A 16,070-nucleotide genomic window follows, 5' to 3' on the forward strand; every position below is an offset into this window, starting at 1 on the left:
ACAGCCCATCGCCATAGGCGAACGCGCCTCGGCGGTCGCGGGCGGACCGCGCCGACGAGGACGGGTGGCGAAATCAAGCGGTCTTATCGGGTTTCGCTGTTGGTGAGATGATTGAGCAGCAGACGCACGGGCGGCGGCATGGTCTGGCTTGCCTGCACGCAAAGGTTCCACTGGCGCTCGGCCCAGGGTTCGTCAAGGACGATGGCGACGGTGTTGCCGCTGGTCACATAGCGCTCGGCGCATTTCTCCGGGACCAGGCCGATCCCCAGTCCGGCTTCAACCATGCTGAATACGGTCTCGAAACCGTTCACGCGGACCGGCATCCGCAACGAGCGGGCGAGGTCGGAAGCAGCGCGTAGCACAAGAGAGTCGAGGAAGGATCCCTTCATCGGCCCGATTAGATCGAAATCGGTGAATTCAGCAAACTTGACGATCGTGCGGTCCGCCAGCGGGTGGTCCACGTGAACGAGTGCGACAATGCGGTCGACACGGTAGGGGATGATCTTCAAGCCTTGGCGCGGCACAACGCCGCCGAAGACGCCGATATCGGCGGCGTTCTCCGCCACCGCCTCAAGCGCCTGCTGGCTGGTCCCTTCCTGCAGGTCAATGCGCACGGCGTCGTGTAGGGCGAGGAACTCGCGCAGGTCACGCGGAAGGTGTTGGATGATGGTGGAAACGCTGGCATAGACGCGGACGTGGCCGCGCACGCCGCTGGCATGATTGGACAGCTCGGATTCCATCTGGCGCAGGTCGCGCATGACCACGCGGGCGTGGTACAACAGGGAATTGGCGGCCGCGGTGAGTTCCAACCCCTTGGAACCACGCAAGAACAGCGGTGTCTTGAGCCTGGCCTCGAGATCGGAAATGCGCTTGCTGATTGCAGATGCAGCTATGTGCTCGCGGTCGGCGGCCTTGGCAATGCTTTGCTCCTCACAGACTGCGACGAACAATTCCAGTGACAACAGGTCGAAACGCACTCGTTACAAAGCTCCACGCTTAGGTAGCCCGGCCACGATCCAATGATGGACCGACAATCGCGAATGGTTCGGTCGCGCCGGAGCGCATCGCGGATCACGACGCACTCGTTCCCAATCAAGTCTTCGCCCTGTCCACCATGTCTCCAATAAGGTCGTATTCCCGTTTGGCAGAAAACACAAAATGAAATTGCCCAGGTGCGGCGAAGCGGGCACCAACTGAAAGGTCAGGATCCGTCCATACATGAATCAATTTGATCTCGAAGGCCGCACCGCGGTCATCACGGGCGGCGCTCAAGGTATCGGGTTTGCGGTGGTCAAGCGTATGCTCGAATCGGGCGCTAGCGTTGCCATCTGGGACCGCGACGAAACAGTACTAAGCGCCTGCGCCGACAAGCTCGCGGACGCCGACCGCGTATACTGCCGGACAGCCGATATCGGCGTGCTCGCCTCAGTGGAAGCGGCGACAAAGGCGACGCTCGGGCGCTACGGCAAGGTCGACATCCTGATTAACAATGCCGCCCTTGTCGGCCCTAACATGCCGACTTGGGAGTACCCGCCGGAAGCCTTCGCAGAGGTGGTCCAGGTCGGCCTCAACGGAACTTTCCACTGCTGCCGCACGGTCGTGCCGCACATGATGGAGAAGGGTTACGGACGCATCGTCAACATCAGCTCTGTCGCCGGCAAGGAAGGCAATCCCAATGCGGTCGCCTATTCGTCAATGAAAGCCGGCGTGATCGCGCTAACCAAGTCGCTTGGTAAGGAGTTGGCCGATCGCAACATCGCCGTCAACTGCGTGACGCCGGCCGTCGCCAAGACACCGGGCGCGATGGCCCAGGCGCCCGAACATATAGCCTATATCCTTGGCAAGATCCCACGCGGGCGCATGCTCGAACTGGAGGAGGCAGCGTCCATGATCTGCTGGCTGGCGACGCAGGAGAATTCCTTCACCACCGGAGCGGTATTCGACCTGTCGGGCGGACGTGCGACCTATTAACAGGAATGATTGAAGAGGAGATTCCCATGCCTTCATTTGTCTTCGAGAACGCGCGCGTGCTTGATGGTTCCTCGGACGACGGGGAGTATGACCGTCATATACGGGTGTCGGAAGGCATGATTGACGAAGTTTCCGACAAGCCGATTAAGGACGCCAACGCGACCATGATCGACCTGAAGGGCAAGACGCTGATGCCCGGCTTGATCGATTGCCACGTCCACGTTTATTCGGCCGCTGAAGATCCGTCCGCCAGCTCAAGTATGCCCAACGAACTGGTGGCGCTGCACGCGGCCAAGATCGTCAAGGGCATGCTGTTGCGCGGCTTCACGACAGTCCGCGACGTCGGTGGGGCGACGCTGGGCTTCAAATACGCGCTTGAAAGCGGTCTGATCGACGGACCCAGGTTGACCATGTGCGGTAAGGCTTTTGTCCAGTCCGGCGGCCATACCGATCCGCGCGAGCGCGGCGAACTGATCTCAGCTGAGACCTTCAACAATCAACTAGGCAACGTGTCGAAGATCGTCGACGGCGTTGATGAGTGTCGCCGCGCGGCGCGCGAGGAGATACGCAAAGGCGCTCAGTTCATCAAGGTGATGGCCGGCGGCGGAGCGGCGCAGCTGCGGATGCCACGCTCATGGAATGCCTATTCGATGGATGAGCTTCGCGCCTTCCAGGAAGAAGCGGAGAACGCCAAGACCTACGTCTGCGTGCACGCACATTCGGACGAGTCAATCGCGCGGGCGCTGGCCTGCGGGATCAAGTCGATCGAGCACTGTACGTTGATCACCCCCGAAACGGCCGCGATCATGGCCGAGAAGGGCGCTTATTCAACGCCGACAATCAGCGCCTACGAGGGACAAATCATCGAGGCTGAAAGGCTCGGACTCGACGCTGCCGCCGTTGAGCGCCTGCAGTGGGTGCGTGATCGTGGCCCGGAATCGCTTGAGATCATGCACAAGGCGGGTGTAAAGATTTGCCACGGTTCGGATCATCTCGGCTTTCTACATCCACACCAGAACCTGGAATTCAATATCCGCGCCGAGGCGCTGCCGCCCATCGAGGTGATCCGCTCGACCACCCTCAACGCGGCCGAACTGTGCTTGATGCCTGGCAAGATCGGCACCATCGCCGTGGGGGCCTATGCTGACATGATTGTGATAGACGGCGATCCACTGAAGGACATCTCGCTGCTCGGCGACGAGGGCAAATCCTTCCAGGCGATCATGAAGGGTGGGGTTTTCTATAAGAACGAACTTTCCCACTAAGGGTGGACGGATTCGACAGATGGAGGCTGTGGCGAGGGCGACGGGCGCGAAAATTCCGCTCCGTCTTTTCAGTATCGTCGGGCGACGCGGACCTGCGGCCCACGCGCGATCTGAAGTGACAGCGCACTGTACGTTGGCAATCCGGCGGACGGGCCGCTTCTCGGTACACGTCGATGAGGCGCATGGCGGCAGTCGAGGCGCATGGCGTCAGCAGTTAGATGGACGCCGCTGAGCTAAGGACATTCGCCTCGGAGGATGAGGACCGACGCGCCTAATCTCGGTCATTGTCTCCAATAGCCGTGGTTCCAACAAACGGATTGCACGGTTAAATCGAGGGGTGTCCTTTGAGGTTAGCCCGTGGATTGACGAACCTGCGTTTCAGGACGTTGCAGCCTCCCAGTTTGGAGCAAAAGGCGGGTCCACGTAACGTAGGTCCTTCGGCAAAGTCGCGATGGCCGTGCGGTCCTGATCGTCGAGGCGAATGTTGAGCGCATCGAAATTGGCTAGCTGACTCGAGGGGCGAGCGGCTTTGGGAATCGCGATGACTCGTTCCTGGTCCAGAAGCCAGGCTATGGCGATCTGGGCGGCGGTGGCGCTGTGCTTTTCACCGATCCTGGCGAGGACGGATCCATTGCGGCCCGACCCTGCGCAAGCGGCACATAGGCGGTCATCGGAATACCCTTGCCACGAAGATAATCCAGCATCGGCGTCTGCGACAGGAACGGATGATATTCCACCTGATGAACGGCGATGGGGGCGCCGATATCCTCAACAGCGCGCCGGATCATGGGCAGGTTGAAGGTGCAGACACCTATGGCGCGGGCCAGCCCTTCTTCCTTCAGTTTGGTGATCGCTTCCAACGTCGCGCCCATCATGTTCGCCGACGGCCAATGGACCAGAAAGAGATCAATATGGTCGAGACGAAGCTTGCCGAGGCTGGCATCGAACGATCGGCGCAGGGCGTCGGGGGCAAGCTTGTCGTGCCAGACCTTGGTGGTGACGAAGAGATCCGCACGCTTCAAGCCGGAAGTGGCGAGTGCGGTCCCGTCGGCGGCTTCGTTATCGTACATGGCTGCCGTATCGATATGGCGGAACCCGAGCGCAACCCCGCTTTCGACCACGGATCGGGCGGCATCGCCCGGCATCCGTTCCTTTGAATTTGTGAAGGACGCGGCGGCGGAGGCAGAAGCCGTCCGCCGACCGTTCTCCCGGCGGGCTCAGGCGGTCTCGCCCGCGGCCGCCTGCCGGACCAGCGCTTCGATCACCTGCTCAAGTGACGTCGTGCCCATGGCACGGTTTTCGCCGTCTGCCTTGAAGTCGATCCAGCCTTCGTTGAAGCCGTCGAGCATGCGCATGCGCGGCTGTGGGTTACGCGTACCCTGGGCACGGAACAGGCCCTCCCAGCTTTCCCGCGGGACGATCTCCACCCGCACCGGATGCCCGAGCACCGACGCGAAGGCATTGGCGAGATCGTTGGGCGAGACCCGTTGGGGGCCTTCCATTTCCACGACCCGCTTGCCGGTCCACTCCTCGCGGATCAGATCTGCGGCAAGCCGGCCGATATCCTGCGTCGCCACCATGGCGAAGGTCTTGTCGGCAGGCTGGAGGAAGCTATGCAGCACGCCTTCATCGCGGGCCGGCGCGACGTCCCAGGCCGCATTTTCCATGAACCAGCCGGGCCGCAGGAAGGTGACGGGAAGATCGAACTCGCCGAGGGCTTGTTCCAGCATCGTCCGCTGGCTCAACAGATTGTCCACTTCCGCGTCGGCGCCGATGGTGGAGAGGCAGACGACCCTTTCCGGGCGGGCAGCAAGGAGAGCGGTCGTCAGCACCTCATTCTGTTTCGCCGCTTCCGGATAGCCGGGCGCCGGGTCGAATTCCGACGGCGGCAGGATGAACACGCCAGTGGCGCCGTTGAAGGCGGCAGCAAGCTGCGCGGCGGCGTCCATCTCGGCAAAGGCGACTTCGCAACCTCGCTTACGCCAGATTTCCGCCTTGGCGGGGTCGCGCAGCACCGCACGGACCGGTTCTCCGGCATCGATCAGGGCTCTCGCCAGCGCGCCGCCGACCTTGCCAGTAATTCCTGTAATCGCATACATGATATGTCTCCTGGTGTTGAAGTCGGGAATTGATCAGGCGAGGCTGTCGTAGAGGCCGCGCTCGAATGTGCCGTAGAGCTTCACGACCTTTTGGTCGTAGAAGGGCAGAAGCTGGGCGAAGATGGCTCCGGTCACCTTCCTGACCGGGTCGAGCCAGAAATAGCAGTTGAGCAGGCCGGCCCAGGAAATGCTGCCTGCCGACCGACCGTTCGGACCGGGCAGCGTGTTGATGTCGAACGAATATCCCCACTTGTGGGGCTCGCCGGGAAACTGGTCGAAGCTCTGCGAATAAGCAGGCTGGGCGGTCCTCATGGCCTGGACGTCGAGGTCGCCGATCTGGTTGCGCATCATCGACGCGACCGTTTCCGGCTTCAGCACCCGTACGCCTTTATGAGTGCCTCCGTTCAGCAGCATCCGCAGGAAGGCCATGTAGTCGCGCGGCGTACTGAAGCCGCCGCCGCCGCCCATGAAGAATTCCGGCCGCTGGGGCATTTCGAAGGGCGCGGGCGTCAGGCCGCCGTCTTCGCGACGGTTATGGAAGGTGGCGACCCTGGCCTTCTGCTTGCTTCCGATCAGGAAGCCTGAATCGGTCATGCCGAGCGGGGCGAAGATGTTCTCGCGGAAATAGACTTCCAGTGACTGGTCGCTGACCGCTTCCACCAGCTTTCCGACCCAGTCCATGCTGATGCCGTATTGCCAGCGTTCGCCAGGGTCGAATTCGAGCGGTGCCAGGAAGGCGCCGTTCTTGCACGTGGCGATGTCCGGCATGCCGGTGACGTTCTCGTAGCGGGTTAGTGCATCGCTCCAGATCGAATAGGTAAAGCCGGAGGTGTGTGTGAGCAGGTGACGCACCTTGATGGCTCGCTTGGCCGGACGCAGGCGCGGCTGGCCGTCGCCGTCGAAACCCTCCAACACCATAGGATTGGCGAGTTCCGGCAGATATTTCGCCGCGTCGTCCTCTGGATCGATCCTGCCCTGCTCGATTAGCTGCATGCAGGCCGTAGCGGTGAAGGCCTTCGTCATGGACAACAGCCAGAATACCGTATCGGTGCGCATCATTGCTCCGGTGACGGCATTGGCCTTTCCGAAGGTTCCTTCGTAGATCATGCTGTCTGGTCCTGCCGCGGTGGCAACGACGCCGGCGACGGTACCGTCCCGCACCGCCTGTTCCATGGCCATGTCAATGGACTTGAAGTTGCCGGACCGCCCTTGCGGGTTGGCCGCCAGTGCGTGGACCGGCGTGTTCACGGCGGCGGCGCCCGCCAGCAACAGGCCGCCACGCGCCAACATGCATCTGCGTGAGATCGCATTCATGGATGAATTCCTTCTCGCAAGGCCGGAGACTTCCGCGGTCCGGTGTGCCGCTGCGCCGTCCGGGCGCTCAAAAATCATCTATGGGAAGCGATGCGATGATTCACGCGCAATAAAATCAGAGATAAGATGACTCAAAATCATCATGATGGGACGGTTGAGATCACCGACCTTGCAAAGGAGAGAGGGCATGAGTTTCGACACGCGGTTGTTGACCGGGGTCGGCGTTTTCGGGGCGGTGATGGAAGCGGGCAATTTCGTGCGGGCCGCGGATATTCTCGGTCTCACGCCATCGGCGGTCAGCCGTGCGGTGGCGAGGCTCGAACAACGCGTCGGTGTCAGGTTGTTCGACCGCAATCCGCGCGAGGTCACGCTGACGGAGGAGGGCGCCCGCTTCCATGCCCGGATAATGCCGCTGCTGGCCGGACTGGAGGAGGCAGCCTCCGAAGCCGCCGGTTCGGCGGCATTCGTCGGCGGACGGCTCAGGGTTTCGATCGATCCCTGGTTCGCGCGAATGGTGCTGGCGCCGAGGATCGGTGAATTCCTCGCACGCTACCCCGCACTGTCGCTCGATCTGACCACCAGCAACTATCGCGAAGAGATGATGAGTGGCGCGGATGTCGCCGTGCGCTTCGGTCCGCCGGACGAATCCTCGCTGATCGCGCGCAAACTACTGGACGTACCGGTGCTGACCTGTGCCGCCCCAAGCTATCTCGACCGTCACGGCATTCCAGCCACGCCCCACGACCTGATGCACCACGATTGCATCCTATTTCGCGACCCGCAGACCGGGCGGCCGTTCACTTGGGAGTTCCAAGGGGATAGCGGGACCATAGAGATCAAAGCGTCGGGGCGGTTGGTCATGGACGATCCCTCCGCTGCCGTCGCGGCCGGTCTCGCGGGGCAAGGCATATTCCAGAGCCTTGCCATCGGCCTCGACGAGTGGCTTGAGAGCGGGGCGCTCACGACGATCCTGGCGGAATGGTCCGACGAACAGTTTCCGCTTTACGCCTATCATCCGTCACGCCACATGCCGCCGGCAAAAGTACGGGCTTTTCTGGATTTTGTTCAACGGATCGCGGCGGCGTAGCGCGGGGCATTCTTGCCGCGCACTGCCTTGGCTGTCCGCCAGCAAAAATGCTTGCCGCCTCGCATGATGGTTTTGCATATCGGTCATCTGAGCCGACGGGGTGCCGCTCACGCCATGCATCGAGCGGCCGATGCAATCAGCGCCTCAGCCGCTGGATATCCGCATGCTTCAGCTTTGACGAGGGGCACATGGTCGAGCACTCGGCGACCGCCTTCGCACGCGGGGGGACATTCGCGTTCAGGCAATTGCCAACGGTTTGGACAGGATGTGAGCTTTCCCGTATTCGGCCGAATCGCGTGTGCTCATGACGAAGATTGGGCCTCCAGGAGATGCGATTGGGCAAGCTAGATTATCGCACTCGCTCCGGACTTGAATTCCCTTGGGCATTTCATCGCAACGATCATGATGACTATGTATCCAGCGCCTCCGAGACGCGCCTGGAGGCGATGGACAGCCCGACAGGCCCGTGCCGCGGCGTCCGATAAGAACTTCGACGACATCCCACAGCAACTTCAACTTTGGCGACGCTTCCTTAGCGCATAATGTCGTCGAGGGCGGCCTGACGCAGACCAACCGCGGATGGACCAATACCTCCAGATGCTCGGCAGCAACATCGACGGCATGGGCCACCACGTCAACGCCATGTCGACCAAGGTGGAGCTGCTTACTCAGAAGATCGACGCCATCTACCCGCAGAAGCGACTGAACTCGGCTCTCTGCCCCAGCAGCCCTATGCCTAAGTCACTGATTTCGATGCCCCCTGCAAAACTGAGTGTAAGGGCAGCAGATCAATCTGACCATACTTTTCGTACGCGGCTCAAGTTTCGAGAAAAGTAACGTCACCCGTTTTCTCAAGGCCATTCACACAGCCATAGATGGCGGATGGGCCAGGCATAATCGTTGGAAACCGCACTACCACAATCTGCAGTGGCGCCTTTCGGCCGCATTGTGGTGCGGTCCTCAGCTCAATGCGTGGCCGGCCAATCCGTAAACCCAAGGTCCGTTTTCTTCCCGGTTCAGGAATCGGCGCCCTTTGGACATGGTCGTAACGGTCTCGGCAATGCCAAGGCCGCACTGCTCGAGAAACGCGGCAAACATGCCATCCTTCTCCCGGGTATCGACTCGGACGAAGCGTCCTGCAAGATTTCTCAAATGAACGGCTGTGAGATAGACCGCGTCCAGATCGCTGCGCGCGACCATCGGGCCGATCACATAACCACGCCCGAATTCGCGACACATGGAATAGCCGACGATCTCGCCGCCACGGCTCAAAGTTTGGATTGAGGCATTCGCCGAAAGCAGTGCGAGCAGCCTCTCGCGGTCTGTCCCAAACGCACGCTTGTCGAGCGCCATAATTGCCTTCAGCCTGTCGCTCGGCAGCACCTGCAATTCACCATCCATGGCCGGCATGGTCGGGAGTGCCGACGGAACCTCCCCTTGGCGCATGAATACGATTCCCTCGGTCGTGAAACCAAGTGAGACATAGAGAGGATAGGCGGCATGGGTGGCGTTAAGTGCCAAATTGCGATCGCCACATTGCTCGAGTACCTGGTCCATGAGCCATCGGCCGCCGCCTTGCGCTTGTGTGCGGGGCGTTGTGATCACCACGCCGATGGTGGCGAAATCGTCCCCTTGCGGAAACCACATTGCGCTGCCGAAAACCCGGCCAATACCGTCTACTGCAACGATGCCGCGGCCCGCACGACGCAGAGTGTCCCAGTCTTTCGGCCGATGCGGCCAGCGGACTGAGATCGACAGCGCGTGGAGCAACTCGACTTCGACTTCGTCGATGTCCCGCGCGACCAGTTCGAAAGACTTCAGGCGCACTGATCTCTGCATTTCAGTCGACCCGCTCCTTATCCAAGTCCCGTGCTCGCGCCCACGTCCTGACGCCGCTGACGGTTCCGCAGCCGTCTTTTGCCCTATGATTGCATCCGAAAGCCAGCAGGTTTCGCTGGTTACGGACCGATATTCGAAATCTTCGGCCAAAGCATAGCTTCATTCGGCACGGAATGCTCTCGCCTGCTGCCACACTTTGTTGCATCCAGCGAACTGCGAGTGGAGCGGCGCCCTGTGAATGTCGAAGAAATTCTTGCGAGGCTGATCGCGTTCCCCTCAGTCGTGGGCTCGCCCAATGGCGCGATCGTCGACTGGGTGCGTGAATATTGCGAGGCGGCCGGAGCAGAAGCGACCGTCCTTCGTGGCCCCGAAGGCGACCGGTCCAACCTGTTTGTCACAATCGGACCTCGGCGCGCCCGCGGCTACATCTTGTCGGGCCACATGGACGTGGTTCCGGCCGGCGAACGGGAATGGAACTCGGATCCCTTTGTGCTGCGCCAAGACGGCGCCAGGCTGCATGGTCGCGGCACGTCCGACATGAAGGGCTTTCTCGCATGCGCGCTGGCCGCCCTGCCGCGGCTTGCGGCGGTGGACTTGCAGCGGCCAATTCATCTCGCATTCTCCTATGACGAGGAGGCAGGTGCCCGTGGTGTGCCGCATCTCATCGCCGTCCTGCCAAGCTTGTGCGAGAGGCCGCTTGGCGCTATTATCGGTGAGCCGAGCCGGATGGAAGCCGTGCGGGCGCACAAAGGCAAAGCGGCTGTGCGGTTCGAGGTGATCGGACGGTCCGGCCATTCTTCGCGGCCCGAACTGGGACTGAATGCCGTGCACGCAATGGCAGGTCTCGTCACGCAGATCGTGACCTATGGCCAGACCCTCGCAAACGGGCCGTTCGACACCGATTTCGCGCCTCCATATTCGTCATTGCAGGTCGGGGTCATCGCCGGCGGCCAGGCCGTCAACATCATCCCCGATCGCTGCACTGCCGATATCGAGGTCCGCGCCGTGCCGGGTGTTTCCCCATCATCCTTGCTCGAGCCGGTAAAGGCCCAGCTCATGGCTCTACGCGACAGCGGCTTTCAGGTGGCATGGCACGAGTTGAGCGCCTATCCGGCCCTTTCGCTCACGCAGGAGAGTGAATTGACAGCCCTTCTGGTCGAGTTGACGGGGCGCGACGCCCTGTCAGCGGTGAGTTACGGCACGGAGGCTGGCCTCTATCAGCAGGCCGGCATCGACGCGATCATCTGCGGCCCCGGCGATATCAGCCGCGCTCATCGTGCCAATGAATATATCGAGATCGGCGAACTTGCTGCCGGCCAGAGCATGATCGAGCGTCTCGGCACGCGCCTTGCCGCATAGCAGGAGGGAGCGGTTTCATGACGTTTCTTTTCAATTCCGACCCGGTGCGCGCAGCGGTCTTCCGTAAGGTTTTCGCACGCGAACTCCCGGACGTCGAATTGTTCCACAGCAGCGAATGTGTCGACCCGGACAAGGTGCGCTACCTCCTGACCTGGACGGCGCCGGACGATATCGCGCGCTATCGCAATCTCGAAGTGCTGTTTTCGCTTGGAGCCGGCGTCGACCAGTTCAAGCGTGAAAGTCTGCCTCGGCAGGTGAAGCTGGTGCGCATGGTCGAGGACGGCATCATTCGTATGATGCAGGAATATGTCGTTCTTGGCGTGCTGAGCCTCCACCGGGATATGGTGGCGTATCGTGAACAGCAGAAGCGCCAAGCGTGGCTCGGTCTTGTCGCTCCGCAAGCCGCCGAGCGCCGCGTGGGCTTTCTGGGCCTTGGCATGCTGGCGCAGGCGGCTATCGAGCGATTGCTGCCGTTTCGCTTTCCCCTCGCTGCCTGGAGCCGAAGCAGGAAGGAGCTCGACGGCGTCACCTGCTTTCATGGCGCGGATCAGCTTGCCGGGTTTCTCGCGCGGACGGATATTCTCGTTTGCCTGCTGCCGCTGACGGAAGAAACCCGCGGCATCCTCGATGCGGAACTCTTCTCCCGGCTGCCAGCCGGGGCGAGGCTGCTGCATGTCGGCCGCGGGCCGCAGTTAGACCAAACCGCCCTGCTTCAGGCCCTCGATAGCGGGCACCTTGATGCCGCAATGCTCGATGTCACCGATCCCGAGCCGCTGCCGGACGGCCATCCGCTCTGGCGGCACCCGAAGGTGGCGATCACGCCGCACATCGCTTCCGTAACGCAAGCAGATTCCGCGGCGCAATCCGTCGTGGACAATATTCGGCGCTACCGCGCCGGAGAAGAACTGATCGGCCTAGTCGATCGCACACTCGGCTACTAACCAGGGAAACATGACATGTCACTTCTGATCACGATCGACACAGATCCAGCCTTCGCGCCCAAGCAGGCATTACCGGCTCCAGAGCGGCTTATCTCCGGCAATCCATCCTTCAAGACTTGGGCGCAGGACGCTTCGAAAGGCGAGAAGGTTCTGACCGGCGTCTGGGAGGCGACGCCTGGCGAGACGCATTCTATCAAGGGCACTACCTGCGAGTTCTGCCACATCGTTTCGGGCCTCGTCGAGATCGAGGAGACGGGCGGTGAGACCAAGACTTACCGTACCGGCGACAGCTTCGTGATGAAGCCCGGCTTTGTCGGCGTCTGGCGCACGATCGAAACCGTGCGCAAGATCTACGTCAGCGTTTACGACTGAGCCCAACGCTCAAGATCCGGCCGAATAGCGCGCGCGGCGGTTCCAGAACAATCGACTTTCCAAGTCCCGCCCGACGCGATTCGACGCGGTCGGGCGGCTCATCCTCGGCGGAAAATGCGGCGCGCTGTCGACTATTGTTCCGATGAAACCCGGTACGAGATGCCGAATGTCGCTGCCGAGTTGAGCAAGCTGCGACCTTCGGTGCCCATCCGTCTCCAGGAGGATCTCAATGAAGGCTTACACGATAGCGCTCATTCCCGGCGACGGCATCGGCAAGGATGTGACCGAGGCGGGATGGCAGGTGCTGCAGGCTGCGGCAAAGCGAGGCGGTTTCGCCCTTGAGGATACAAGGTTCCCATGGTCGTGCGCCTACTATCTGGAAACCGGTGCGATGATGCCGCCTGACGGCGTCGAGATACTGCGGAAGTTCGATGCGATCTACCTCGGCGCTGTGGGATGGCCAGCGAAGGTGGCCGACTCCGTATCGCTTCACGGACTGCTCCTGCCGATCCGCAAAGGGTTCACGCAGTATGCCAACACACGGCCGCACAGGCTGTTGCCAGGCGTTCAGGGTCCCCTTCGTCGTGAGGGTTTCGATATCCTGTGCATCCGCGAGAACACGGAAGGCGAATATTGCGGCGCCGGTGGGCGCATTCATTCCGGCACGGCCAATGAGGTCGCGATCGAGACGGCAATCTTCACGCGTGCGGGTGTCGAACGAATCCTTCGTTTCGGTTTCGAACAGGCGCGGACGCGCCGCAAGAAGCTCGCATCTGTCACCAAATCCAACGCGCAAAAACATTCCATGGTTTTCTGGGATGAGGTCACGCGCGAGGTGGCGAAGGACTATGCCGATGTGGAGGTCTCGCACTACCACGTCGACGCCATTGCCGCCCGCATGGTCCTGGCGCCGGAAAGCCTCGACGTGATCGTCGCCTCGAACCTGTTTGGCGACATCCTCACGGATATTGGAGCGGCCATCCAGGGCGGGCTGGGATACGCCGCCTCCGCCAATATCAATCCCGATCGCAGCGCCCCTTCTATGTTCGAGCCGGTCCATGGTTCGGCACCCGATATCGCGCATCTACGCGTCGCCAATCCGATCGCCGCGATCTGGTCCGGCGCCATGATGCTTGGGCATCTGGGCGAGGGGCAGGCCGAGGCTGAAGTGATGTCGGCGATCGAGTCTGCAACCGCACGCGGGATAGGCACGATTGCAGGCAAGGACCGGACTGAAGCAATCACGCAGGCCGTGCTGGCAGGATTAAGCTGAAAGAGCAGAGGAAAAGAGCCATGAACGCAATAACGAAGATTGGTTTCCTGAAGGATGCGAACCTGTTTCGCCAGCGGGGGCTCATTGGTGATGTCTGGCAGCATGCGCACAGCAACGCGACTGTCGATGTGACCGATCCCGCCAGCCTGGAGGTGCTTGGAACCGTGCCCGACATGGGCCGGGATGAGACGAGGGCTGCAGTAGACGCCGCCCAGGCGGCGTTCAAGGACTGGAAGGCCAGGACGCATGCCGAACGCGGAGCGCTTCTGGAACGCTGGCACAGCCTGATACTGGAAAATGAAGCGGACCTGGCGTTGCTGCTGACGCTGGAACAGGGCAAGCCTCTGGCGGAGGCCCGCGGTGAAATCCGCTATGGCGCCTCCTTCGTGAAATGGTTCGCCGAAGAAGCACGCCGGATCGGCGGCTCGACCATTCCGTCGCCGACGCCCGATCGCCGCATTCTGGTGCTGAAGGAGGCCGTCGGCGTCTGCGCCATCATCACGCCATGGAATTTCCCCAACGCGATGATTACGCGCAAGGTGGCGCCGGCACTGGCCGCGGGTTGTACGGTTGTCATCAAGCCGTCGGAATTCACGCCATTCTCGGCAATAGCGCTCGGCGTTCTGGCGGAACGGGCAGGTATTCCGGCCGGTGTGATCAACATTGTCACCGGCATGCCCACCGAGATCGGTGACGAACTCATGGCCAACGAGACGGTGCGCAAGATCTCGTTCACCGGCTCGACCCGCGTCGGAGCGCTGCTCATGCGAGGTGCTGCCGATAGCATCAAGCGGCTTAGCCTCGAGCTCGGCGGCAACGCGCCCTTTATCGTCTTTGACGACGCCGATCTGGGCAATGCAGTGGAGGGGGTGATCGCATCCAAGTTCCGCAATGGCGGTCAAACCTGCGTCTGCGCGAACCGGATTCTCGTGCAGGCGGGCGTTTACGATGCTTTCGCAGAAAAGCTGAGCCAGCGCGTAGCGCGAATGAAGGTTGGCGCAGGGACCGACCAGGGCACGGAGATCGGCCCGATGATCAATGCGGCAGCGATCGACAAGATCGAGCGTCACATCGCCGATGCACAGGCGAAAGGCGCGCGGATCATCGCTCAGAGCGAGTCGATGCCCGACGGCAAGCAATATGCACGGCCCGTCGTACTGGGAGAGGCTACGACCGAGATGCTGCTGGCGTCGGAAGAGACGTTCGGCCCGGTGGCGCCGCTTTTTCGCTTCGAAACGGAGGACGAGGCCATCGCGATCGCGAACGGCACGCCCTTTGGCCTTGCCGCCTACTTCTACACCGACGATCTCAAGCGGTCATGGCGTGTTGCCGAGGCGCTGGAGTTCGGCATGGTTGGGCTCAACACAGGCATGATCTCGACCGAGGTGGCGCCTTTCGGCGGTGTCAAGCAGTCAGGGGTGGGGCGCGAAGGATCGCAGCTCGGCATCGAGGAATATCTCGAGGTCAAGACCCTTCATGTTGGCGGGCTTAACTAGGAAGTAGGTGGAAGCACCTGCAGCTTCCAAAGCGTTGGAACAACAAGAAAGGGGCGGTGAAAACCGCCCCTTTCTCTGTATTGCGACCAGTGATCATTAACGTGGTGGGGAGCGCCTCAGCTTGCCGCGACTGCACTAGCAACAGACGTTCAGGCGAATTCGCGAACGGGCTCCAGTCCGACGGCGCCCGCCAGACCGCCGATGTCCTTGATTTCGGTGTACTCGTAGTAAGGGTTCGCGGGTTCGTGGCCACGATTCACCCAGACCTTGCTCTTGATGCCAAGATCATAGGCGGTCATGAGATCGTAGCGGAATGAGGACGACACATGCGTGATGTCTTCCGGGCCGCAGCCGAGCTTGTCGAACATGTACTCGAAGCCCTTCATATGCGGCTTGTAGGCGCCGGTCTCCTCGGCCGTGATGACCATGTGGAAGGGTGCGCCGAGTTTCTCCACGTTCGACATGATCAGGCTCTTCATGGAGTTCGACAGGATCACCAGTGGGATTTCCTTGGCGACCCTGGCCAGCCCCGCCGGGACATCCGGGTGCGGACCCCATGTTGGTATTTCCGAATAAATGCGCTGGGCATCCTCGGGCCGGAACGTCACATTGTTGCGCTTGCAGGCGCGCTCCACGGAATTGTGCACGACCTCGCTATAGGGCTTCCAGGCGCCAAGAACCTCATCGAGGCGATAGGCGGAGAAATCCTTGATGAACTGCGCCATCACAGTTGCGGATAGCCGCGCACCATAAACGCGTCGCGCTGCGCCGGCCATGTCGAAGTTCGTCAGCGTACCGTAGCAATCGAAGGTGATGTATTTCGGTCTGAAACGCGTCATTGGCGTCTATCCTTCCAATCCTGGCGGCACCGCGTGCCTTTAACGACAAGGATCATAACGAGCAAAGGAAAGGACTAGTCACCGCATTCTTTGCCGCTTGAAGCAGATTGTTTTGTATCGTGGCAGGGCTTTGGCAGCGAGTTGCGCGCGACGTGGTTTCCGAGTTTGCCAGCCGCTTCCCTCGCCGCCGGCTCGTCGGCATAAGATGCGGCGCG

At 61.3% G+C, this 16,070-nt stretch carries 14 protein-coding genes and 1 pseudogene; 9 read left to right on the forward strand and 6 right to left on the reverse strand.

Going from position 1 to position 16,070, the window contains the following annotated elements; all coding sequences use genetic code 11:
- Positions 1-83: 83 nt before the first annotated feature.
- Positions 84-977, reverse strand: a complete 894-nt coding sequence (locus LB569_RS03455; RefSeq protein WP_224691066.1) for a LysR family transcriptional regulator — start codon at positions 975-977, stop codon at positions 84-86.
- A gap of 241 nt (positions 978-1,218) precedes the next feature.
- Here LB569_RS03455 and LB569_RS03460 point away from each other — a divergent pair, with 241 nt between their 5' ends.
- On the forward strand, positions 1,219-1,971 hold the full coding sequence (locus tag LB569_RS03460; RefSeq protein ID WP_224691067.1) for an SDR family NAD(P)-dependent oxidoreductase: 753 nt from the start codon (positions 1,219-1,221) through the stop codon (positions 1,969-1,971).
- 26 nt (positions 1,972-1,997) lie between these two features.
- On the forward strand, positions 1,998-3,236 hold the full coding sequence (locus tag LB569_RS03465; protein ID WP_224691068.1) for a metal-dependent hydrolase family protein: 1,239 nt from the start codon (positions 1,998-2,000) through the stop codon (positions 3,234-3,236).
- A gap of 378 nt (positions 3,237-3,614) precedes the next feature.
- Here the strand turns inward: LB569_RS03465 and LB569_RS03470 are convergent.
- The 3 genes and pseudogenes from LB569_RS03470 to LB569_RS03480 all read right to left on the reverse strand — a co-directional run bounded on the left by LB569_RS03470 (position 3,615) and on the right by LB569_RS03480 (position 6,649).
- Positions 3,615-4,381 (reverse strand): annotated as a pseudogene (locus LB569_RS03470) (aldo/keto reductase).
- Positions 4,382-4,453: 72 nt separating this feature from the next.
- A complete protein-coding gene (locus LB569_RS03475; protein ID WP_224691069.1) occupies positions 4,454-5,335 on the reverse strand; it encodes an NmrA family NAD(P)-binding protein in 882 nt (293 codons plus the stop codon).
- A 33-nt stretch (positions 5,336-5,368) separates the two neighbouring features.
- Positions 5,369-6,649, reverse strand: a complete 1,281-nt coding sequence (locus tag LB569_RS03480) for a serine hydrolase domain-containing protein (RefSeq protein WP_224691070.1) — start codon at positions 6,647-6,649, stop codon at positions 5,369-5,371.
- A gap of 187 nt (positions 6,650-6,836) precedes the next feature.
- On the opposite strand from LB569_RS03480, the gene LB569_RS03485 reads away from it, so the two are divergent.
- Positions 6,837-7,736 (forward strand): LysR family transcriptional regulator, encoded by a 900-nt coding sequence (locus LB569_RS03485; protein WP_224691071.1) that lies wholly within the window; start codon positions 6,837-6,839, stop codon positions 7,734-7,736.
- A 579-nt stretch (positions 7,737-8,315) separates the two neighbouring features.
- A complete protein-coding gene (locus tag LB569_RS03490; RefSeq protein WP_224691072.1) occupies positions 8,316-8,573 on the forward strand; it encodes a hypothetical protein in 258 nt (85 codons plus the stop codon).
- A 123-nt stretch (positions 8,574-8,696) separates the two neighbouring features.
- Here the strand turns inward: LB569_RS03490 and LB569_RS03495 are convergent, their stop codons facing one another.
- On the reverse strand, positions 8,697-9,575 hold the full coding sequence (locus LB569_RS03495; protein ID WP_224691073.1) for a GNAT family N-acetyltransferase: 879 nt from the start codon (positions 9,573-9,575) through the stop codon (positions 8,697-8,699).
- A 234-nt stretch (positions 9,576-9,809) separates the two neighbouring features.
- Between LB569_RS03495 and argE the strand changes: the two genes are divergently transcribed.
- The 5 genes from argE (at position 9,810) to LB569_RS03520 (ending at position 15,016) form a co-directional block, all read left to right on the forward strand.
- Positions 9,810-10,934 carry an acetylornithine deacetylase gene (gene argE, locus LB569_RS03500; protein WP_224691132.1) on the forward strand — a complete coding sequence of 375 codons (1,125 nt, stop codon included), beginning with the start codon at positions 9,810-9,812 and terminating at the stop codon, positions 10,932-10,934.
- A 17-nt stretch (positions 10,935-10,951) separates the two neighbouring features.
- Positions 10,952-11,875, forward strand: coding sequence for a 2-hydroxyacid dehydrogenase (locus tag LB569_RS03505; RefSeq protein ID WP_224691074.1), 924 nt, complete (start codon positions 10,952-10,954; stop codon positions 11,873-11,875).
- A 15-nt stretch (positions 11,876-11,890) separates the two neighbouring features.
- A complete protein-coding gene (locus LB569_RS03510; protein ID WP_224691075.1) occupies positions 11,891-12,247 on the forward strand; it encodes a cupin domain-containing protein in 357 nt (118 codons plus the stop codon).
- Positions 12,248-12,476: 229 nt separating this feature from the next.
- Complete coding sequence (locus LB569_RS03515) at positions 12,477-13,520, forward strand: tartrate dehydrogenase (RefSeq protein WP_224691076.1); 1,044 nt, start codon at positions 12,477-12,479, stop codon at positions 13,518-13,520.
- 20 nt (positions 13,521-13,540) lie between these two features.
- A complete protein-coding gene (locus tag LB569_RS03520) occupies positions 13,541-15,016 on the forward strand; it encodes an NAD-dependent succinate-semialdehyde dehydrogenase (RefSeq protein ID WP_224691077.1) in 1,476 nt (491 codons plus the stop codon).
- 149 nt (positions 15,017-15,165) lie between these two features.
- On the opposite strand, the gene LB569_RS03525 is transcribed toward LB569_RS03520, so the two are convergent.
- Positions 15,166-15,855, reverse strand: coding sequence for a haloacid dehalogenase type II (locus LB569_RS03525; RefSeq protein ID WP_224691078.1), 690 nt, complete (start codon positions 15,853-15,855; stop codon positions 15,166-15,168).
- Positions 15,856-16,070 lie beyond the last annotated feature (215 nt).

Source organism: Mesorhizobium sp. BH1-1-4 (genome assembly GCF_020165665.1).
In the GTDB taxonomy this organism is placed as follows: Bacteria; Pseudomonadota; Alphaproteobacteria; order Rhizobiales; family Rhizobiaceae; genus Mesorhizobium.